A 20,108-nucleotide genomic window follows, 5' to 3' on the forward strand; every position below is an offset into this window, starting at 1 on the left:
GTATCCTGCGTTGTTGAAATTATGTTGGCTGGACGATCTGCAAGTGTTTCAGTGGATGGGAATCATTGTCCCACCGCGACCGGAAAAATTCATTGACACTGGCGGGAGAGACATCGGCCAGCTTCGGCGGTTTCCACGCGGGCGACTGGTCCTTGTCGATCATCAGCGCGCGGATACCTTCGGCGATGTCACCGTGCTCGAACGTGGCCGTGACCAGATTCAGTTCCATGCGGAAGCACTCCGCCAGATTCATTCTTGCCGCGCGTTCGATTTGCTGTTTGGTGACTTCGAGCAGGGTGGGCGACTTCTTTGCGAGTGCAGCCGCCGTGGCGCTCGCCCACTCAAGCCGGTTGGCGTCGGTTTCGCTTTCCAGCGAGGTGACGATGGCCGCAACATCTGGTTTGCCGGCAAAGTGCTTCTCGATCGTGCTGCTCAGGCCGGGCAGGGTGCCTGCCTCGATCGGCGCGCGGGCAAATTTCTGTACGATGTCGCGCATCGCGACGATCGGCCCCGCGCTCCAGTCGACCAGACTATCGAGTGCGTAATCGAATTCAAACGCCGACTCCGAAGCGATGTGATGCGTGGCCAGCCCGGTGTAGAGCGCATCGGCGGCTTTGATCACTTGTCCCGTCAGGCCAAGGTACAAGCCGATCGCACCGGGGCAGCGCGACAGGAAATAGCTGCCGCCGACATCGGGAAACATTCCGATCACCGTTTCGGGCATCGCCATCCTGGTGCGTCCGCCGACAATCCGTAGCACGCCACCCATCGAGATGCCCATGCCGCCGCCCATGACGATGCCATCGAGCCAGGCGATGTATGGTTTGCCGGTCCGGATGAGGTAGCGGTGGATGGTGAAATCGAGTTCATATTCTTCGCGAAAAAAATCCAGCTCGCTACCGTCGGCGCGCCTGGCGGTGTCGTAAAGCGAACGAATATCGCCACCCGCACAGAACGCCTTCTCACCCGCGCCACGCACGATGATGGCTTTGATATTGTCGTCGGTGGCCCAGCCGTCGAGGAGTTCTGTCATCGACTGGATCATGCCGTGCGTGAGAGCGTTGAGCGCTTTCGGCCGGTTCAGCGTGAGATGGGCAATGTGATTGCGGATATCGACGAGGAGTTCGCCGTTGGCGTGTTCGATCATGACGAGCGCGAATCTTTGGGCATCAAGCGTTTTTCCACTCCGGCTTTCGTTTCTCCAGAAACGCCTTCACGCCTTCCGCCTGATCTTCGTAATTGAACAGATCCATGAACCGCTCGCGCTCAAGCGAAAGTCCGGCACCGCGCGGCACACCGTTGCGTGCGTTATGAATGAGCGATTTGCAGAATTCGACCGATTTTGGCGACAGTCCGGCCACGCGTTCGGCCATGGCCTTGGCGGCCTCGAGCGACTTACCCTTTTCGACGACTTCTTCGACCAGTCCGATGCGCAGCGCCGTCTCCGCATTGACACGCTCGCTGGTCAGGATCATGCGCTTGGCCCAGCCTTCGCCGACCAGCCATGGCAGGTTTTGCGTACCACATCCGGCGGGAAGCAGTCCCACGCCAGGTTCCGGCAAGGCCATCTGCGCGTGCGTCTCGGCAATGCGCATATCGCAGGCCAGCGCGCACTCCAGTCCGCCTCCCATCGCGTAACCGTTGATGGCGGCGATGGTGACAAAGCGCGCATTCATCCACGCCTCAAAGGCTTCGCCGAATGCGGAAATGAATTCACGCGCACCGACCAGGCTTTTTTCATCACCGCCCTGAAAGCGCTTCAGGTCCGCCCCGGCGGAGAAAAACTTCTCGCCTTTGCCGGTGATAATCGCCGCGTAAATGGATTTGTTGGCGCTGAGCTCATCGGTCAGCGCTTTCATCGCCTTCAGTGACTCTGGCGTCCACGTATTGGCGGGTGGATTATTGATGGTGATGATGCAGGTGTGATTGTCGATTGTATGTTCGATCATGTGGAAATCTCAGTAGTGAATTGCTCATCTTTCAATGGTCTCTGGACGGCGGAATACTCCGTCAGTCTTTCTTGTACAACTTGATGATGCTGGAAAAATCCAGCCCGCCATTGCCCATGCTGGAGTGCATTTGATACAGCTGCTGCGCGGCTGCGCCGAGGTTGACCGGTTGCTTGGCGGCCTTTGCTGCTTCGGTTACCAGCGTCAAATCTTTCAGCATCAAATCCGAACCGAAGCCACCCGTGTAACCCCGCGACGCCGGGACATTTTCCTGCACGCCTGGATATGGGTTGTATGTATCCGAGCTCCAGCAGCGGCCGCTGGAGGTATTGGCGATGCCGGCAAACACTTTCGGGTCCATGCCCAGTTTGACTGCCAGCGCCATGCCTTCGGCGGTGGCAATCATCTCGATGGCAAGCATCATGTTGTTGCAGATCTTCGCGACCTGGCCATTGCCCGCACCGCCGCAGTGGACGATGTTTTTGCCCATGCATTGCAGGATCGGTTTGGACTTCTCGAAATCGGCCGCATCACCGCCGACCATGAATGTCAGCGTGCCGGCTTCCGCGCCGCCAGTCCCGCCGGAGACGGGCGCATCGACCATGTTGTTGCCATGCGCGCGTGCATCCATCGCGACGTCGCGCGCGGTATGCGGATCGATAGTCGATGAATCGATGAGCAAGATGCCCGCAGGCACGCCGCTCAGGATGCCGGTGTCCTTGCCGGTGTAGACCGAGCGCACATGCGGCGAAGAGGGCAGCATCGTGATCACCACCTCCACCCCTTGCGAACACGCGGCGGGTGATGCAGCGGCTTCGCCACCCAGTTCGGTGAGTTTTCGGACGAGTTCCGGGATAACGTCGAAGACTTTGAGCGTGTGTCCGTGCTTGAGCAGATTGCGTGCCATGGGGTTACCCAGGCCGGCCGAGGCCGATAAAGCCGGGATTTTCATCTTGTTGTGCCGCATTCCTGTGGGCGCGGATGCCCCAGGGGCATGAATTGGGCCGCGGAGTGGGGCAATCCGGACGCGCGCGGGGGCGGGGCGGGATCAATGTTCTGGTGTTTGATCCGGTGGTCCGCTTCGAGTCATCCGTACCTTGCGCGCTACGGTCAATTCTTGCATGCGTGCAAGGCTTTTCTGATGGGATTTCTCTGATTTTTCGCGCAAGTCTGCATAGGAGTTCCGAATCCGCTTGCGTTCTTCATCATTCTTGCAACTGTCGAGACTCCGTGATTCGTCTCTTTCGAATTCCGCAACTAAGTGCTTATGGGAGGTGATAATGCGCTGGATCAGGTCGCTTTCGATGGCAAGATGTTTGGCTGTCTCTGTGTCGTGCCAAACCCGCATATCTGGCTCGTAGCGGCCGCTTGCCATGTATTGCTCGATTTCTTCCCGCTCGGTTACTGTTAGCGGACCGAGCAAGTCCCAAAATTCATTGCTCGGATATTTTGGATCATTCGCCATTTCGAATTTATTTCAACGAAATGGTCGTATTCACCCCCGTACTCACCGCCGCATCATCAAACCACCGCGCGGTCACCGTCTTCACCTGCGTGTAGAACTGCACCACCTGTTTTCCATATGGACCCAGATCGCCCAGCTTCGAACCACGCGAACCAGTGAAGCTGAAGTAGGGCACAGGAACGGGAACGGGCACGTTAATACCGACCTGGCCGACATCGATTTCATTCTGGAATTTTCTCGCCGCCGCGCCGGACTGGGTGAAGATGCCGGTGCCATTGCCATACGGATTCGCGTTGGTGAGCGCGATGGCTTCATCGAGCGAATCGACTGCAACGATCACCATCACCGGCCCGAAGATCTCGGTTTTGTATATGTGATGATGCGGTTGCACGCCGGAGAAAATAGTTGGTGCAATGAAGTTGCCGCTTTCGTAACCCGGTACCGACGGATTGCGCCCGTCGAGTTCAAGTTTTGCACCTTCTTCCACGCCCATGGCGATATGCGATTCGATGCGCTGTTTGGCCTGAGTCGAGATCACCGGCCCCAAATCAGTTCCGGGCTCATTGCCGGCGTTGACCTTGAGCGTTTTGGCCTTGGCGACGATGTCCGGAATCCATTTAGTGGCGTCTCCCACCAGCACCGCGACCGACGTGGCCATGCAGCGCTGCCCGGCCGCACCGAAGGTGGCGCCGACCAGAGCATTGAGCGCCTGATCCTTGTTGGCATCGGGCATGATGATGGCGTGATTCTTCGCACCCATCATGCACTGCGCGCGTTTGCCGTGATGGCTCGAGAGTTTGTAGACATGCTCGCCGACATGGCAGGAGCCCACGAACGATACGGCCTTGACCTCAGGATGCGAGCAGAGCGCATCAACGGCTTCTTTGCCGCCATGCACGATATTCAGCACCCCGGGCGGCACACCCGCTTCCATGGCCAGTTCGGCCAGCAGCATCGGCGTCATCGGATCCTGCTCGGATGGTTTCAGTACGAAAGTATTGCCGCAGGCAATCGCCATCGGGAACATCCAAAGCGGAATCATGGCCGGGAAATTGAAAGGTGTAATTCCCGCGCAAACGCCGATTGGTTGACGGATGAAATAGGTGTCGATACCGCCGGCGACGTTTTCGGCAATTTCGCCAAGCGAGAGCGTGCCGATGGAGCACGCGTGCTCGACGACTTCCAGTCCGCGGAATACGTCGCCTTCCGCATCGGGCAGGGTCTTCCCCTGTTCGGCGGTCAGGCAAGCCGCCAGTTTTTTCATGTCGCGGCGGATCAGTTCCTGCAGCTTCAGCATCACGCGGGAGCGGGCGCCAATTGGCGTGTGTTTCCAGCTCTTGAATGCCTCAGCCGCGCCGGTGATGGCTGCCTCCAGTTCTTCCTTGGTCGCGAATGGCACACGCGCCAGCACTTCCTGCGTGGCGGGGTTGATCACATCTTTCCAGACCTGGGTTTTGGATTCGACAAACTTGCCGTTGATCAGGAGCTTGACGGTGGCGGGGGTGGTTTGGGGTTTGAGTACGGCAGACATGGCAATTCTCCTCATTGAATCCGGTTGCGCCGAAGGCGTTTACGGCGCGTCGCATTCTTCATTATAGGTTCGACCGGCGCCTCATGTTCTTACCCGCAATCAATAGTTTCCGCCCAAATGAGTGTGGTAATTGGTAATGGCGGAAACTTCCGGGTAGCAAGGCACCATGAGCCCATGGTTCTGCCAGCGGGGCAGTGTCTATTTACATATTGCGCCGGTATTGCCCGCCAACCTCGTACAGCGCACTGGAAATCTGCCCCAGCGAACAATGCCGTACCGCGCCCATCATGACCTCAAACACATTTTCATGATCGATCACGGCTTTGCGCAATTGATCCTGCCACTGTGCCGACTGGTCCGCGTGTCTCGACTGAAAATCGGCCAGCCGTTTGAGCTGCGATTGCTTTTCTTCGTCGCTCGACCGCGCCAGTTCAATCTCGCCGGAGACGCCGGAACCCTTGGGATTGAGGAAGGTATTTACGCCGATGATGGGATAGGAACCATCGTGCTTCTTGTGCTCGTAGTGCATCGACTCTTCCTGAATCTTGCCGCGCTGGTAGCCGGTTTCCATGGCGCCCAGCACGCCGCCCCGCGAGGCGATGGCCTCGAATTCCTTCAGCACCGCCTCCTCAACCAGATCGGTGAGTTCATCGATGATGAAGGCACCCTGATTCGGATTTTCGTTTTTCGCGACACCCCATTCGCGGTTGATGATCATCTGGATCGCAATCGCGCGGCGCACGCTTTCTTCGGTCGGCGTGGTGATCGCTTCGTCGTAGGCGTTGGTGTGCAGCGAGTTGCAATTGTCGTAAACGGCAATCAGTGCCTGCAGCGTGGTACGAATGTCGTTGAAATCCATTTCCTGCGCATGCAGCGAACGGCCGGAAGTCTGGATGTGGTATTTGAGTTTCTGCGAACGCTCGCTGGCGCCGTAACGATTCTTCATCGCCACCGCCCAGATGCGGCGCGCGACGCGGCCCATCACCGAATACTCGGGGTCCATGCCATTGCTGAAGAAGAAACTCAGGTTCGGCGCGAAGTCGTCGATGTGCATGCCGCGCGCCAGATAGGCTTCGACATAGGTAAAGCCATTCGACAGCGTGAACGCCAGTTGCGAGATCGGGTTGGCGCCCGCCTCGGCGATGTGATATCCGGAAATGGAGACCGAGTAGAAATTGCGGATCTTGTTTTGGACGAAATATTCAGCGATGTCGCCCATCATCTTCAGCGCGAACTCGGTTGAAAAGATGCAGGTGTTCTGGCCCTGGTCTTCCTTGAGAATATCCGCCTGCACGGTGCCGCGCACGGAGGAGAGCGTCCACTCGCGAATTTTTTGCACCTCGTCATCCGTGGCGTCGCGCGCGTTTTGCTCGCGGAACTTTTCCACCTGCTGATCGATCGCGGCATTGAGGAACATCGCCAGGATCATCGGCGCGGGACCGTTGATGGTCATCGATACCGAGGTGGCCGGATCGCAAAGATTGAAGCCGGAGTAGAGCACCTTGAGGTCATCGAGTGTGGCAATCGATACCCCGGAATTGCCGACCTTGCCGTAGATATCCGGGCGCAGGTCGGGGTCGCAGCCGTAGAGCGTCACGGAATCAAACGCGGTTGACAGGCGTTTGGCCGGCAAGCCTTCGGAGACCTTGCGGAAACGCAGATTGGTGCGAAACGCGTCGCCCTCGCCGGCGAACATGCGGGTCGGATCTTCGTTCTCGCGCTTGAAAGCGAACACGCCGGACGTATAGGGAAAGGAGCCGGGCACATTCTCGCGCATCAGAAATTTGAGCAGTTCGCCCTCATCGTCGAAACGCGGCAGCACCACCTTGCGGATCTTGGTGCCCGACAGCGTTTCCTGCGTCAGCTGGGTGCGGATTTCCTTGTCACGGATCTTCACCACGTACTCGTCACCGGCGTAGGCTTTCTTCATGTCGGGCCACATGGCCAGAAGTTTTCTGGCATGCGGCGAGAGTTGCCCATCCTTCAAGGCAATCAATTCGTCGAAATTCGTGACGGGTTTTTCGCAGCCTGCAAACATGGCCTTCGACATCCTGAGGGCCTGGCGCTCCCGGGCAATTAGCGCCTGCTCGCCGATCTCCCTGTGATAGCCACGCACGGCATCGGCGATGTCCGCGAGATAACGCACGCGACCGACCGGTACAATGGCGCGGCCGGCTGACGATTGTTTGACGGTTGCGGGTGCAAGCTTTCCCGCTTTCAGTTTGAGGCCAAGTTTGGCAAGCCCGGGCAACATCGCCTGATAGAGTGCCGTTACGCCATCGTCGTTGAAGCGCGCTGCCATGGTGCCGAATACCGGCATGTTGTCGGCGGCCTCGGCAAATTTTTCGCGATTGCGCTGGTACTGCTTGCGCACATCGCGCAGCGCATCTTCCGCACCTTTGCGATCAAATTTGTTGATGGCCACAAAGTCTGCATAGTCGAGCATGTCGATCTTTTCAAGTTGTGACGCCGCGCCGAATTCCGGCGTCATCACATAAAGCGACATATCCACCAATGGCACGATGGCCGCGTTACCTTGTCCGATGCCTGAGGTCTCGACGATGATGAGGTCAAAGCCCGCGACTTTGCAGGCCGCGAGTACATCGGGCAATGCCTTGGAAATCTCGCTACCAGTATCGCGTGTAGCCAGTGAGCGCATGTAGATATTCGGATGCTGGATGGCGTTCATGCGGATACGGTCGCCCAGCAGCGCGCCGCCGGTGCGCTTCCGCGACGGATCGATGGAAATAACGGCAATTTTCTGGCTGTCTTCCTGGTCCAGGCGGAATCGGCGGATCAGTTCGTCGGTCAGCGAAGACTTGCCGGCGCCGCCCGTGCCGGTAATGCCCAACGCCGGCGTTGGCGACACGGCCTTCTTCGCGTTCGCCTTTACTAACAAGGCTTTTTTCGCCTCCTCGGGCCAGGTGCCGTTTTCGAGAGCCGTGATGATCTGGGCCAGGGCACGCCGATCGCCGCTTTCAAGCGCCGCCAGGTTTTGCGGTGCATCCACGCTGATGTCCACGTCGCAACGCGACACCATGTCGTTGATCATTCCCTGCAGGCCCATCGCCTGGCCATCCTGCACCGAATAGATATGCGTCACGCCATACGCATGCAGTTCCTGGATCTCTGCCGGGACGATCACGCCGCCACCGCCGCCGAATACTTTGATTTTCTCGCCGCCGCGTTCCTTCAGCAGGTCGATCATGTATTTGAAGAACTCGACGTGGCCGCCCTGGTAAGACGAAATGGCGATGCCCTGCACATCTTCGTGAAGCGCGGCGGTGACGATTTCGTCGACCGACCGGTTATGGCCAAGGTGAATCACTTCGACGCCCGTCGATTGCAGGATGCGTCGCATGATATTGATGGAGGCGTCATGGCCGTCAAACAGCGACGCGGCGGTAACGAAACGAACTTTGTGGTGGAGTTTGCAGGGCTCCAGTTTGGCGGTAATGCTGAGATCGGTCATGGCATTAGTCTATTGAGTACGCGTGTAACGGAACAATATCACCCAGACACTCGGCATCGTCAAATAAGTCGAATGTCAATGTGCATCGGCCTGCGGGCCAGCCTGGATGCGCCTCTCCCGGGCATATGCCCTGGAAGCCGCGCCAGTGCTGGGGTTTCACGCCTCGGGTTAGTGCCATTCCCTGGCGGAAGTACTGCTGGATGCAGTATCTATTGGACGCCGAAGCGCGTAGCCATGTTGTCCGGGGAGCGACAATCGGGCGACATTTACGGCTGCGTGAGCTTTCTGCCAATGGGATGTAAACCCGCGTTTTGGACACCTGTGTCACATTTTGTTGCAACTTGCGTCGCAGATCAGGGTCAACCATCGGAATCGCCCCCCGTTACTCGCACACGACTCACAATAACTGGAGCCATTTTATGAAGACCATACTGACAATTGCGGTGCTTTCCACCCTGGGTTTGTCCGCCGGCGTTGTATCGGCCGCGCCCCACAATGATGTGGCGACGGTGATTTCCTCAACGCCTGTGTACGAACGCGTGGCCGCGCCTCGGCGCGAGTGCGTGACGGAGCAGGTCACTGCCTATGACGAGCGCCGCTCGCGTCGTCCGATTCGTGAAGAGTATGTGCCGGAATCGCGCTCCAGTTCCGGTGCGGGTACTGTACTCGGCGCCATTGTTGGTGGCGTGATCGGTCACCAGTTTGGCAATAGTACCGGTGGACGCGACCACGGCACCGCTGCGGGTGCGGTACTCGGCGGCCTGATTGGCAACAGCATGGAGCGGAATAGCGGCGGTGACCGCTACGACGCTGGCTACAGCGGCAACGGCAGCTACAGCCGCGCCGCCTACGACGTCGAACGCGTGCCGGTAACGCGAGATGTACAGCGCTGCAATGTGGTGTCGGACTATCGTGAAGAAGTGCGTGGTTACGACGTGCGTTACAGCTTCAATGGCCGCGAATACATGACACGCCTCGCTTACGATCCGGGCCCGACTCTGCCCATTAACGTTGACGTGCGACCCAGCTATCGGGCGCCGGTGCCTTCGTATTCGAACCGGTATTGATCGGATTCAACCGCAGCAATGAACAACGCCGCTTTAGAGAGCGGCGTTGTTTTTTGTTGCGCAGTGAGAGGCTCTGGCCGTGCAGACTGCGGCCCGCGGACCTTCAATTGCCCAATCGCCGCTATCGCTATTCGATGAAGGCAAAAAGCACCGCATCCGCCGGTACCAGATCGTTCTCCTTGAACGCCACCCGGTCCACTACCCCGTCCTTGGGGCTGACGATGGTGTGCTCCATTTTCATCGCTTCCAGGATGATCAGCGGTTGACCTTTCTTCACGTGGTCGCCAGCGTTTGCCATTACTTTCACCACCCGTCCCGGCATCATGGCGGTCAGGCGGCCGGCGGCGCCGGTATCCTCCTGCTCAAAGTAGAAGGGATCGAATAGCGTGAGCGACGTGCGGCCGCGCGGCGTGATGACGGTGAGCTGATCGCCGGCGCGCAAAACCCGCGTCGCATTCTTGGATTCACCGAGTTTCACTTTCAGTGTGCCATCGTCGCGTTGCAGCCACGAAAAGGCGAGCCGCGTTTCGCCATGCCGAAAATAGCGCACGCCGATATCGACATCGACATGACACTCGACCGGTTCATCCAGCCCTTCAACCTTGAATTCCATCAGCCGGCTGGCGAAGCCATTCATGCGCCAGCCGCTGTTTTGCGACCACGGGTCACTGCCGACGAGCGGCGCTTCGTCTTCCATTACCCGTGCGCAGGCGGCGGCCAATGTCAGGTCGTCCAGTGCTGGCTTCGCCATCAGGGCTTCACGATGGCGAGGGATAAAACCCGTGTCGGTATCGCCATCAATAAACGCCGGATGTTGTACCAGCTGTTCGAGGAATTCGAGATTGGTCTTCACGCCCAGCACGTCAGTCTCACCGAGCGCGGCCTGCATGCGCCGAATCGCCTCGGCGCGATCGGCACCCCAGGTGATGAGTTTGGCGATCATCGGGTCGTAGTAGACGCTGATTGTGTCGCCGGTGACCACGCCAGTATCGAGACGGACGTCACCGTCTTCGTCGTCCTGTGGAATCGCGAAAAGATGCATCCTGCCGGTCTCGGGCAGGAAATCATTGGCCGGATCTTCCGCGCAAATGCGCACCTCGATGGCATGCCCGCCAGAGAGAATCTCGTTCTGCGTCAACGGCAGTGGCTCGCCCGCCGCGACGCGCAATTGCCATTCCACCAGGTCTTCGCCCGTGATCATCTCCGTGATCGGGTGCTCCACCTGCAAGCGCGTGTTCATCTCCATGAAAAAAAACTGGCGATCACCGCCGACGATGAATTCGATGGTCCCCGCGCCGCGATAGGCAATCGCTCGCGCCGCCGCCACCGCCGCCGCACCCATCCGGTCGCGCATATCGTCGTCGGCGGATTCGATGAAAGGCGAGGGCGTTTCTTCCAGCACTTTCTGATGCCGCCGCTGGATGGAACATTCGCGCTCAAACAGGTGCACGTAGTTGCCGTGGGTATCGCCGAACACCTGGAATTCAATGTGATGCGGACTTTGCACATAGCGCTCAATCAGCACGGCATCGTCTCCGAAAGCGTTCTTCGATTCGCGCATGGCAGCGGCAAGCTGCGCGGAAAAGTCCTCAAACTTTTCGACCAGCCGCATGCCTTTGCCACCGCCGCCCGCAACCGCCTTGATCAACTGTGGATAGCCAACTATCTGCGACTGCGCCGCGAGAAACGCCGCGTCCTGGTTGTCGCCGTGATAGCCGGGCACCACTGGCACGCCCGCCGCCTCCATCAGCGCCTTGGCGGCACTCTTGGAGCCCATCTTTTCGATGGCTTGCGGCGTCGGGCCGATGAACGCAAGGCCTGCCTTTTCGCAGTTAGCTGCGAATTGCTCGTTCTCCGACAGAAAGCCGTATCCGGGATGAATCGCTTGCGCGCCCGATTTCCGGGCCATTTCAATAATGACATCGCCCTTCAGGTAGGAATCGACCGGGCGCGGACCGCCGATCATGTATGCCTCATCGGCCTGAATCACATGTTGCGAAAACTGGTCGGCTTCGGAATAAACCGCAACCGTGCAAATGCCCATTCGTTTGCACGTGCGGATGATGCGGCAGGCGATTTCGCCACGATTGGCGATGAGGATTTTCGTGAACATGAATTGGACTCAGGCCGTGAAGAGCAACTGGTAAGCCAGCAACAGCCACGTGCATGTCAGGAAAGTGATACTCGTCAGGAACGCATAGAAACGATGCATGACCACGTTGCTGGTGCAGTGGATATAGCTGTGAACAAAACGCGCCGCGACATAACCCCACGCCAATATCAGGTGCGGCATACAGATGAGTCCCGTCGCATGGATCGTAAGCATGGCCACGTAAAACATCACCGGCGTTTCGAACAGGTTTCGAAAATTGTCGGCAGCGCGCGAATCGGTGATTGTCGCCGTCATCTGCGCCGACGTGGCGGTCTTCTGCGGGTGAATCCGATTGGCTTTGTAAAAGGCGATACGACGACGAAGCATCGTGACAGCAACCAGGCAGCCCAGCAAAAACATGGCTAGCAGGGGGTACAAAATGAGTTTTGCCTGCATGGTTCAGCTCTCCACAACCCAGCGGGCCTTGCGTTTTTCAAGAAATGCGCCGACACCTTCCCGGCCTTCGTCGCTCGCGCGCACGCGTGCGATGCGCTGCGCAGTGTCCGCGACGACCTCGCCGTCAATCGGACGGTGGGCGACGGCCGCAATGAGTTGCTTGCCTTCGTCAATGGCGCCGGGGCCGCAGCCCAGCAGCGCAATAACGAGATCGTTGATCTTCTCATCCATGGCGTCATCGTCGAGCGCCAGTTCGTGCAGCAGCCCCAACCGGAAGGCCTCGGCGGCATCGAATCGTTCCGCCGTGAGGAAATAGCGGTGGGCGGCGCGTTCGCCGATGGCGGCGATAACGTAAGGCGAAATTACCGCGGGGATCAAGCCGAGTTTCACTTCCGAGAGGGAAAACACGGCGTTCTGCGTGCCGACCGCCATATCGCAGCAGGCCACCAATCCCACGCCGCCACCATACGCAGCACCTTGCACGCGGGCAATCGTCGGTTTGGAAAGTCCATGCAGCGTGGACATCAATGCGCCCAGCGCTTCCGCATCGCGAAGGTTTTCTTCATCGGAATAGCCCGCAACACGTTTCATCCAGCCGAGATCGCCGCCGGCGGAAAATGAGCGACCGACAGCTGAGAGGATGACCACGCGCACATTGGCGTTCGCATCGAGAGCGTGGAACGCCTCTGTCAATTCCTTGATCAGCACGTCGTCGAACGCGTTGTGCTTTTCAGGATTGTTCAGCGTAACAATACCCAGCGGGCCATCGGTTTCGAGAAGGAAATTACTCATGATCACATCCTGAATATGCCGTAGTCGGTCTTCTCGATCGGTGCGTTCATCGCCGCAGACAAGGCGAGTCCCAGCACCATGCGTGTATCTTTCGGGTCGATCACGCCATCGTCCCAAAGGCGCGCGGTGGCGTAATACGGATTGCCCTGGTCCTCGTACTGCTTGCGGATCGGCGCCTTGAATGTTTCTTCCTCCTCGGCGCTCCACTTGCCGCCCTTCAATTCAATGCCGTCGCGCTTGACCGTCGCCAGCACCGATGCCGCCTGCTCCCCACCCATCACCGAGATGCGCGCGTTCGGCCACATCCACAGGAAGCGCGGGTTGAAGGCGCGGCCGCACATGCCGTAGTTGCCGGCGCCGAAGCTGCCGCCGATCACGACCGTGAATTTGGGTACTTTGGCGCAGGACACGGCGGTCACCATCTTCGCGCCATCCTTGGCGATGCCGCCGGTTTCATACTTTTTTCCGACCATGAAGCCGGTGATGTTTTGCAGGAAAATCAGCGGAATGCCGCGCTGGTTGCAGAGTTCGATGAAATGCGCGCCTTTCAATGCCGACTCCGAAAACAGAATGCCGTTGTTGGCGATGATGCCGACCGGGAATCCGCAGATGTGTGCGAAGCCGGTAACCAGCGTCGTGCCGTACAGTGCCTTGAACTCGTGGAAATCGGAATCATCGACGATGCGCGCGATGACTTCGCGAATGTCGAAAGGGTGGCGGGTGTCCTTGGGAATCACGCCATAGAGTTCGTCCGCGGCGTAACGTGGTTCGACAACAGGCTGGGTGACCACCGGCAACTGCTTCTTGCGATTCATGTGGCGCACGATTTCGCGGGCGATACCCAGCGCGTGCTTGTCGTTCTCGGCGAGGTGATCGGTGACGCCCGAGGTGCGTGAATGCACGTCGCCGCCGCCCAGTTCTTCCGCCGTGACGACTTCACCTGTCGCGGCTTTGACCAGCGGCGGGCCGCCGAGGAAAATTGTGCCCTGGTTCTTGACGATGATGGACTCATCGCACATGGCCGGCACATACGCGCCACCCGCCGTGCACGATCCCATCACGCATGCGACTTGTGGAATGCCCTTCGCAGAGAGGTTGGCCTGGTTGTAGAAGATTCGACCGAAGTGTTCCTTGTCCGGAAAGACTTCATCCTGCAGCGGAAGGAACGCGCCACCCGAATCCACCAGATAAACGCAGGGGAGGTTGTTCTGCAACGCAATTTCCTGCGCACGCAAATGTTTCTTTACCGTGACCGGATAGTACGTGCCGCCCTTGACGGTGGCGTCGTTGGCGACGATCACGCATTCGGTGCCTTCGATGCGGCCGATGCCGGTAATCACGCCGGCAGCCGGGGCGTCGTGGCCGTCCTTGCCGTACATGCCCCATGCGGCGAGTGGAGAGAACTCCAGGAATGGTGAGCCGGAATCGAGCAGCGCTTTCACACGGTCGCGCGGCAGCAGCTTGCCACGCGCGGCGTGTTTGGCATTGGCATCCTTGCCGCCGCCTTCGGCCACCTTCGCCGTGTGGGCGTGCAGCTCCGCGACGACCGCGCGCATTTGCTCGGCATTCGCCGCGAAACTCGGTGAGGACGTATCGAGTCGGGATTTTATTGTCGGCATGAAGAGTTTTTTGTCTACAGAGGGTTATCGGCTCAGCCAGCAAGATTCCGCGCAATCAGCATCCGCTGGATCTCGCTGGTGCCTTCGTAAATTTGGGTGACGCGCGCGTCGCGGTAATAGCGCTCGACCGGATAATCCTCAAGGTACCCGTACCCGCCGTGAATCTGGATGGCTTTCGAGCACACCCATTCCGCGAGTTCCGAGGCGTAGAGTTTTGCCTGCGACGCCTCACTCAAACAGGGCAAGCCGGCCGATCGCATGCGCGCGGCGTGGTGGATAAGCAGCCTCGCGGCGTTGATGCGGGTATGCATGTCGGCCAACATGTTCGCGATCGACTGATGCTCGGCGATCTTCTTGCCGAATTGAATGCGGTCGTGGGCGTAGGCCACGGCCGCCTCCAGTGCAGCGCGCGCTATGCCCACGGATTGCGCGGCAATACCGATGCGGCCGGCTTCCAGGTTCGACAGGGCAATGGCCAAGCCCTTGCCGCGCGGTCCGAGCAGGTGATCTTCGGGAATGGTGCAATTGTCGAATTGAATCGCGCAGGTGTCGACCGCGCGGATGCCGAGTTTGTTTTCCGGGCGCTGGACGTTGAAGCCCGGCGTGTTAGTGGGGACGATGAAGGCGGAGAGTCCTTTCTTGTCCAGTTCCGGATCGGTCACCGCAAAAACGATGGCGACGTGCGCGCGTTTGGCGCTGGTAATGAATTGCTTGGTACCATTCAGTACCCACTTGCCATCAATTAGTTTGGCGGTGGTTTTCAGATTGTTGGCTTCCGAGCCTGCTTGTGGTTCGGTCAGACAAAAGCAGGAAATCTTTTTGCCGGTAGCAAGGTCGCGCAGGTACATTTCCTTTTGCGCATCGCTTCCCCAGGCGAGGATGGGACCGCAGCCCACCGAATTGTGCACGCTCATCATGGTCGCAGTGGACGCGTCGCCTGCGGCAATTTCCTCGATCGCCAGGGCAATCGCGGTGTAATCGGTAAACGTGCCGCCCCATTTTTCGGGCACGGCCATGCCCAGCAACCCCAGTTCGCCCAAATGCGCAACAACGCTGTCGGGAATCCACTTGTCTTTTTCCCATTGAGCGGCGTTGGGCGCGAGCTCGTTCTGCGCGAATTCGCGCGCCATATCGCGGATCATGCGTTGTTCGTCGGTGAGGAAATCGCTGGGCGCTTTCATGAGCATATTTATCGCGGTTGGGATTTTCCCTACTTGGGATTGTCCATTTGCTTTAGCGCATCCTCGGTTTTCTTCGCGGCCTCGTCGCTGGCCGCTGCTGTGGCTTTTGCCTTGTCCAGCGCCTTGAATTGATCGCCGTAAACCGGATTGTCGCGCACGGCCTTGGTGGCGGCGTCTTTTTCCGCTTGCGTTTGTTCGGTGGTCTTGGCCGGCGCTTCGATTTTCTTGCCGCAGGCTGCAAACGTCATCGCGAGGATCAGTACCGCCAGAATTCGCATCGCTACCATGCCAGTTCCTTTCCGGTGTAATCGAAGAATTTGCCGTTTGCCTCGCCATTGACGCCGGCGATGACTTTGCGCATTCCCGCGATGCTGACCGCGGGTTCAATATCCGCATCGCTTCCGCCCATGTCGGTCTTGACCCAGCCGGGGTGCAGGCTGACGCAATTTACACCCTGTGGCCCCCATTCGAGCGAAGCAGTTTTTACCACCACGTTGAGGGCTGCCTTGCTCGCGCGGTAGGTCACGCGGGCCGCGCTGGTCTGCAATCCGATCGAACCCATTTGGCTCGAGATAAATGCGAACGTACCTTTTGCCTTGGCCAAACGCGGCGCCACCAGGGGAATCGCGCGCAAGGCGCCGAGCACGTTGGTGTGGAATACCGCGTCGAACTCGGCTTCGGGGCAGGGGACGGCGCCGGTATTCCTCGGTCCAAGCACACCGGCGTTGTAGATGCAAACGTCGATGCTGGCACCGTTCAACGCTTTTGCCAGATTGCCGAAGCTGTTTTCATCATTCACATCCACGCGCAAAGCGGTCGCACCGACGCTCGCGAGCAACGCGTCCTGTTCGGGCGAGCGGCAGGTGCCGAGGGTCAACCAGCCGTCGGCGCGGTATTGGCGGACAAATTCAAGGCCGAGGCCGCGCGAGGCGCCGATGATCAGGATGGTTTTCATTCAGTCGTGGGAGTTTATGTTGGAGATCGTGAAGGACATGCGCGGTGTTGCCTATTCGGTGGGAACAACTCGACGGGCGCAATGGGAATGCCCTGAAACTTCCGTTCGCGCTGATTCCACACAGCCCTTCGATACCTCAGGGCGAACGGAAATCAAATTTCTAAAGTGACGTCCGATAAAACTCCAGCATTGGCGCGGCCTACAAGGCATAAATGCCTGAAGAAGCGCGCCAGTGCTAGGGTTGTGCTTCTACATTAACTCCACTGCCAATGCGGTTGCTTCACCGCCACCAATACACAACGACGCAATGCCACGCTTGCCCCCGCGCGCTTTCAGAGCGTGCAGAAGGGTGACGATGAGCCGTGCGCCGGACGCGCCGATCGGGTGCCCGAGCGCACAGGCGCCGCCGTTCACATTCACCTTGGCGTGCGGCAAATTCAGGTCTTTCATCGCCGCCATCGTGACCACGGCAAAGGCTTCGTTGATCTCGTAAAGATCGACGTTATCCGGGCCCCAGCCGAGTTTCTTGTGCAGCTTGTCGATGGCGCCGACCGGTGCGGTGGTGAACCACTCGGGCTCATGCGCGTTCGATGCGTGGCCCATGATTCGCGCGAGCGGCTTGATGCCCTTGGCTTTGGCATCAGACTCTTTCATCAGGATCAGGATCGCGGCGCCGTCCGAAATGGACGACGAGCTGGCGGCCGTGACGGTGCCGTCCTTGTTGAAAGCGGGCTTCAATGAGGGGATCTTGTCCGGGCGGCATTGTCCCGGCGGCTCATCGGTATCGAGCACGACATCGCCCGCTTTGCCTTTGACGGTGACGCCTGCGATCTCGGCTTTGAACGCACCGCTGGCGACTGCCGCCTGTGCGCGTTTCACACTCTCGGTCGCGAACGCATCCTGGTCGGCACGGGTGAAGCCGTACTTGGCGGCGGTGGCGTCGGCGAAGATGCCCATCGACTTGCCGTCGTAAGCGTTTTCGAGGCCATCAAAGGCCATGTGATCGAGCGCCTTGAAATGTCCGTAGCGATATCCCTGGCGCGCTTTCGGTAGCATGTGCGGCGCGTTGGACATGCTCTCCATGCCGCCGGCAACGATGACATTCGCCGTTCCGGCGATGATCGCATCGGAGGCCATCATCACGGTCTTCATGCCGGAGCCGCAAACTTTGTTGACCGTCGAGCAGGCGGTCGTTTTAAGCAGGTCCGCGCCCAGCACAGCCTGGCGGGCCGGCGCCTGGCCGAGGGCCGCGGGCAATACGCAGCCGATGATCGCTTCGTTGATGTCTTCGAGCTTCAGTCCAGATTGCGCGAAGGCGGCTTTGATGGCGACCGACGCCAGTTGTGGCGAGGTGAGGGGCAACAATTGCCCGTTCATGCTACCGATGGGAGTGCGTTTTGCGGCGACAATAACAACAGAATCAGACATGGTGTTCTCCTTGATGAATTAAACGCCACTGACGAGAATATCAATGGCACGGATGAGTGCAAAGCGGTGGCTTTCCAGTGAGGTGATTCGAGCGCCCAACGCCTGGTTTGGAACAGCGCCGCTTTCGTACATGAAGACTGTGAATGTTTTTCCTTCTACTTGCACTTCGGGCATCAGGCCATCGACGCGCTGCGCAATTGACTTTGATATTTTAAGCGGCGCCACCCATCGCGAAGGAAGCTGATCGAGCAAATCGCTCTGCAACGCCACCACGTAGGGCGCGACCGTTCGGCCATTGGGATTGGGGTTTCGATAAACGTCAAATTGGGCCATATCTAATCCTGGCTAAAACATCCTGATGCCGTCGCTCCAAAGCCCGTGTTTTTCAAAATGGTCGTTGCATGCCGCGAAAGCCGCTTTGTTTTCTTCCAGCCAACGCTTGCGCCGTTCTTCGGCGAGGCGCGCTTTCAGGCCTTCTTCAAGAGTTTGCGACAAATTTACGCCGAGATCACGCGCCTGAGCGAGCAGGTCAATGTTGATCGAAACGTTGGTGGCGCGCTTCGGCGCGGAAACGTCATATGCGGCCTGCGTTTGCCTGGCAACATGCGAGTTACTTTGCGCGGCAATTGGCAGGTTGGCGGGAGTGGTTGCAGAGATTCGGGCGGATTTGGCCATGGCGCTCCCCTTATCAGTCATGCACACAGTCTATGCGCATTGCCCATGCGCGTCAATCAGGCGCTTTCACCAAACAGCTCGCGGCCGATCAGCATGCGGCGGATTTCATTGGTGCCCGCGCCGATGTCGTAGAGCTTGGCATCGCGCAGCAGGCGGCCGGCGGGATATTGGTTAATGTACCCATTGCCACCGAGTGTCTGGATCGCTTCCAGCGCCACCCTGACGGCCGCCTCGGAGGCGTACAGAATGCAGGCCGCCGCATCTTTCCGCGCGGCGCGGCCGCGCCCGTGGTCGAGCATGGTCGCCACGCGATAGCTGTAGGCGCGCGATGACTGCAACGCAACATACATGTCGGCCACCTTGCCCTGCATCAGGCCGAAGGTGCCGATGGGCTGGCCGAACTGCTTGCGTTCATGTACATAAGGCAGCACCAGATCCATCGCCGCCTGCATGATGCCGATCGGCCCGCCGGAAAGTACCGTGCGTTCGGTATCAAGGCCGCGCATCAGCACGCGCGAGCCGGCGTTGAACTGGCCCAGTACGTTTTCTTCCGGAATCTCGCAGTCCTCAAACACCAGTTCGCAGGTATCCGAGCCGCGCATGCCGAGCTTGTCGAGTTTCTGCGCGGTGCTGAATCCCTTGAATCCTTTTTCGACAAGGAACGCCGTCATCGCCCGCGAGCCCTGGTCTTTCGGCGCGGTGCGCATGTAGACGATGAGCACATCGGCATGCGGGCCATTGGTGATCCACATCTTGTTGCCATTGGCGATATAGCGATCGCCCTTTTTTTCCGCACGGCAGGCCATCGAGCCAACCACATCGGAGCCGGCACCCGGCTCGGACATCGCCAGCGCGCCAACGAATTCTCCCGAGCAAAGCTTGGGCAGGTACTTGTTGCGCTGGGCTTCGCTGCCGTTGAGGTAGAGATTGTTCACGCACAGGTTTGAGTGCGCCCCGTAGGCGAGCCCGACCGAGGCGGAGGCGCGCGAGACTTCTTCCATCGCGACTGTATGCGCAAGATAGCCGAGGCCGGTGCCGCCGTATTCCTCGGGAACCGAGACACCCAGCAAGCCATGCTCGCCCAGCTTCTTCCACATATCCATCGGGAATGCGTTGTCCCGGTCGATCGCCTCGGCGCGCGGCGCCAGTTCAGCGTCGCACAGGCGCTTGACCGAATGGCGCAAGGCGTCGATGTCGTCATTGATGTGGGTATCAAAACTCATGTCTTCTCCGATTGCCTGTTGCGGCGAGGGCAGCTCTGGTTACCGATGGGGCTGCGGGAATGCGACATTATCGCGCGAAAGAGGCGACCGGGAAGAAGCGTGATTGCTCGGGATTCCAACACAGGAGGAGACGGCAACTTCGCGTTATTCGTAAGTGACTACCGAATCAACGGCCGCTTTGGAGGAAGGTGACGGGCGGGTAA

The 20,108-nt window shown here is 59.0% G+C and carries 18 protein-coding genes; 1 reads left to right on the forward strand and 17 read right to left on the reverse strand.

The features are described 5' to 3' along the window. Positions 1 to 19: 19 nt before the first annotated feature. The 6 genes from IPP88_07965 to IPP88_07990 all read right to left on the reverse strand — a co-directional run bounded on the left by IPP88_07965 (position 20) and on the right by IPP88_07990 (position 8,417). The gene (locus IPP88_07965; GenBank protein MBL0122660.1) at positions 20 to 1,147 is read right to left on the reverse strand and encodes an enoyl-CoA hydratase/isomerase family protein; all 1,128 of its coding nucleotides are present in this window, start codon (positions 1,145 to 1,147) and stop codon (positions 20 to 22) included. A 22-nt stretch (positions 1,148 to 1,169) separates the two neighbouring features. Next, complete coding sequence (locus IPP88_07970; GenBank protein ID MBL0122661.1) at positions 1,170 to 1,949, reverse strand: enoyl-CoA hydratase; 780 nt, start codon at positions 1,947 to 1,949, stop codon at positions 1,170 to 1,172. Between the two features lie 61 nt (positions 1,950 to 2,010). Further along, on the reverse strand, positions 2,011 to 2,901 hold the full coding sequence (gene mmsB / locus IPP88_07975; GenBank protein MBL0122662.1) for a 3-hydroxyisobutyrate dehydrogenase: 891 nt from the start codon (positions 2,899 to 2,901) through the stop codon (positions 2,011 to 2,013). A 96-nt stretch (positions 2,902 to 2,997) separates the two neighbouring features. Then, positions 2,998 to 3,414, reverse strand: coding sequence for a hypothetical protein (locus IPP88_07980; GenBank protein ID MBL0122663.1), 417 nt, complete (start codon positions 3,412 to 3,414; stop codon positions 2,998 to 3,000). Positions 3,415 to 3,421: 7 nt separating this feature from the next. Then, the gene (locus tag IPP88_07985; GenBank protein MBL0122664.1) at positions 3,422 to 4,945 is read right to left on the reverse strand and encodes a CoA-acylating methylmalonate-semialdehyde dehydrogenase; all 1,524 of its coding nucleotides are present in this window, start codon (positions 4,943 to 4,945) and stop codon (positions 3,422 to 3,424) included. Positions 4,946 to 5,147: 202 nt separating this feature from the next. Further along, complete coding sequence (locus tag IPP88_07990; protein MBL0122665.1) at positions 5,148 to 8,417, reverse strand: cobalamin-dependent protein; 3,270 nt, start codon at positions 8,415 to 8,417, stop codon at positions 5,148 to 5,150. A 419-nt stretch (positions 8,418 to 8,836) separates the two neighbouring features. Here IPP88_07990 and IPP88_07995 point away from each other — a divergent pair, with 419 nt between their 5' ends. Then, the gene (locus IPP88_07995) at positions 8,837 to 9,484 is read left to right on the forward strand and encodes a glycine zipper 2TM domain-containing protein (protein ID MBL0122666.1); all 648 of its coding nucleotides are present in this window, start codon (positions 8,837 to 8,839) and stop codon (positions 9,482 to 9,484) included. 127 nt (positions 9,485 to 9,611) lie between these two features. Here IPP88_07995 and IPP88_08000 read toward each other — a convergent pair whose 3' ends face one another. The 11 genes from IPP88_08000 to IPP88_08050 all read right to left on the reverse strand — a co-directional run bounded on the left by IPP88_08000 (position 9,612) and on the right by IPP88_08050 (position 19,905). Beyond that, positions 9,612 to 11,597: an acetyl/propionyl/methylcrotonyl-CoA carboxylase subunit alpha gene (locus IPP88_08000; GenBank protein MBL0122667.1), complete on the reverse strand. Its 1,986-nt coding sequence runs from the start codon at positions 11,595 to 11,597 to the stop codon at positions 9,612 to 9,614. 9 nt (positions 11,598 to 11,606) lie between these two features. Next, entirely contained in the window at positions 11,607 to 12,032 is a 426-nt protein-coding gene (locus tag IPP88_08005) for an MAPEG family protein (protein ID MBL0122668.1), read from the reverse strand. Positions 12,033 to 12,035: 3 nt separating this feature from the next. Continuing rightward, positions 12,036 to 12,824, reverse strand: a complete 789-nt coding sequence (locus tag IPP88_08010; GenBank protein MBL0122669.1) for an enoyl-CoA hydratase/isomerase family protein — start codon at positions 12,822 to 12,824, stop codon at positions 12,036 to 12,038. 2 nt (positions 12,825 to 12,826) lie between these two features. After that, positions 12,827 to 14,443 carry a methylcrotonoyl-CoA carboxylase gene (locus tag IPP88_08015; protein ID MBL0122670.1) on the reverse strand — a complete coding sequence of 539 codons (1,617 nt, stop codon included), beginning with the start codon at positions 14,441 to 14,443 and terminating at the stop codon, positions 12,827 to 12,829. A 32-nt stretch (positions 14,444 to 14,475) separates the two neighbouring features. After that, positions 14,476 to 15,624, reverse strand: coding sequence for an acyl-CoA dehydrogenase family protein (locus tag IPP88_08020; protein ID MBL0122671.1), 1,149 nt, complete (start codon positions 15,622 to 15,624; stop codon positions 14,476 to 14,478). A 29-nt stretch (positions 15,625 to 15,653) separates the two neighbouring features. Next, the gene (locus IPP88_08025) at positions 15,654 to 15,911 is read right to left on the reverse strand and encodes a hypothetical protein (GenBank protein ID MBL0122672.1); all 258 of its coding nucleotides are present in this window, start codon (positions 15,909 to 15,911) and stop codon (positions 15,654 to 15,656) included. Next, positions 15,905 to 16,579, reverse strand: a complete 675-nt coding sequence (locus IPP88_08030; protein ID MBL0122673.1) for an SDR family oxidoreductase — start codon at positions 16,577 to 16,579, stop codon at positions 15,905 to 15,907. The genes IPP88_08025 and IPP88_08030 overlap by 7 nt, the downstream gene beginning before the upstream one ends. A 249-nt stretch (positions 16,580 to 16,828) precedes the next feature. Further along, on the reverse strand, positions 16,829 to 18,007 hold the full coding sequence (locus IPP88_08035; GenBank protein ID MBL0122674.1) for an acetyl-CoA C-acyltransferase: 1,179 nt from the start codon (positions 18,005 to 18,007) through the stop codon (positions 16,829 to 16,831). A gap of 18 nt (positions 18,008 to 18,025) precedes the next feature. Then, positions 18,026 to 18,340, reverse strand: a complete 315-nt coding sequence (locus tag IPP88_08040) for a CcdB family protein (GenBank protein MBL0122675.1) — start codon at positions 18,338 to 18,340, stop codon at positions 18,026 to 18,028. 12 nt (positions 18,341 to 18,352) lie between these two features. Next, entirely contained in the window at positions 18,353 to 18,682 is a 330-nt protein-coding gene (locus tag IPP88_08045; GenBank protein MBL0122676.1) for a type II toxin-antitoxin system CcdA family antitoxin, read from the reverse strand. Between the two features lie 56 nt (positions 18,683 to 18,738). After that, positions 18,739 to 19,905, reverse strand: a complete 1,167-nt coding sequence (locus IPP88_08050) for an isovaleryl-CoA dehydrogenase (protein MBL0122677.1) — start codon at positions 19,903 to 19,905, stop codon at positions 18,739 to 18,741. Positions 19,906 to 20,108 lie beyond the last annotated feature (203 nt).

It is taken from the genome of Betaproteobacteria bacterium (assembly GCA_016720925.1).
In the GTDB taxonomy this organism is placed as follows: Bacteria; Pseudomonadota; Gammaproteobacteria; order Burkholderiales; family Usitatibacteraceae; genus UKL13-2.

What these genes read in the sequence shown, in the direction of transcription:
- IPP88_07995 (MBL0122666.1), top strand. Translation starts at nt 8,837, where the DNA reads ATGAAGACCATACTGACAATTGCGGTGCTTTCCACCCTGGGTTTGTCC.
- IPP88_08025 (MBL0122672.1), bottom strand. Translation starts at nt 15,911, where the DNA reads ATGGTAGCGATGCGAATTCTGGCGGTACTGATCCTCGCGATGACGTTT.
- IPP88_08000 (MBL0122667.1), bottom strand. Translation starts at nt 11,597, where the DNA reads ATGTTCACGAAAATCCTCATCGCCAATCGTGGCGAAATCGCCTGCCGC.
- IPP88_08010 (MBL0122669.1), bottom strand. Translation starts at nt 12,824, where the DNA reads ATGAGTAATTTCCTTCTCGAAACCGATGGCCCGCTGGGTATTGTTACG.
- IPP88_08045 (MBL0122676.1), bottom strand. Translation starts at nt 18,682, where the DNA reads ATGGCCAAATCCGCCCGAATCTCTGCAACCACTCCCGCCAACCTGCCA.
- IPP88_08005 (MBL0122668.1), bottom strand. Translation starts at nt 12,032, where the DNA reads ATGCAGGCAAAACTCATTTTGTACCCCCTGCTAGCCATGTTTTTGCTG.
- IPP88_07965 (MBL0122660.1), bottom strand. Translation starts at nt 1,147, where the DNA reads ATGATCGAACACGCCAACGGCGAACTCCTCGTCGATATCCGCAATCAC.
- mmsB (MBL0122662.1), bottom strand. Translation starts at nt 2,901, where the DNA reads ATGAAAATCCCGGCTTTATCGGCCTCGGCCGGCCTGGGTAACCCCATG.
- IPP88_08030 (MBL0122673.1), bottom strand. Translation starts at nt 16,579, where the DNA reads ATGAAAACCATCCTGATCATCGGCGCCTCGCGCGGCCTCGGCCTTGAA.
- IPP88_08040 (MBL0122675.1), bottom strand. Translation starts at nt 18,340, where the DNA reads ATGGCCCAATTTGACGTTTATCGAAACCCCAATCCCAATGGCCGAACG.
- IPP88_07980 (MBL0122663.1), bottom strand. Translation starts at nt 3,414, where the DNA reads ATGGCGAATGATCCAAAATATCCGAGCAATGAATTTTGGGACTTGCTC.
- IPP88_08050 (MBL0122677.1), bottom strand. Translation starts at nt 19,905, where the DNA reads ATGAGTTTTGATACCCACATCAATGACGACATCGACGCCTTGCGCCAT.
- IPP88_07985 (MBL0122664.1), bottom strand. Translation starts at nt 4,945, where the DNA reads ATGTCTGCCGTACTCAAACCCCAAACCACCCCCGCCACCGTCAAGCTC.
- IPP88_07970 (MBL0122661.1), bottom strand. Translation starts at nt 1,949, where the DNA reads ATGATCGAACATACAATCGACAATCACACCTGCATCATCACCATCAAT.
- IPP88_07990 (MBL0122665.1), bottom strand. Translation starts at nt 8,417, where the DNA reads ATGACCGATCTCAGCATTACCGCCAAACTGGAGCCCTGCAAACTCCAC.
- IPP88_08020 (MBL0122671.1), bottom strand. Translation starts at nt 15,624, where the DNA reads ATGAAAGCGCCCAGCGATTTCCTCACCGACGAACAACGCATGATCCGC.
- IPP88_08015 (MBL0122670.1), bottom strand. Translation starts at nt 14,443, where the DNA reads ATGCCGACAATAAAATCCCGACTCGATACGTCCTCACCGAGTTTCGCG.
- IPP88_08035 (MBL0122674.1), bottom strand. Translation starts at nt 18,007, where the DNA reads ATGTCTGATTCTGTTGTTATTGTCGCCGCAAAACGCACTCCCATCGGT.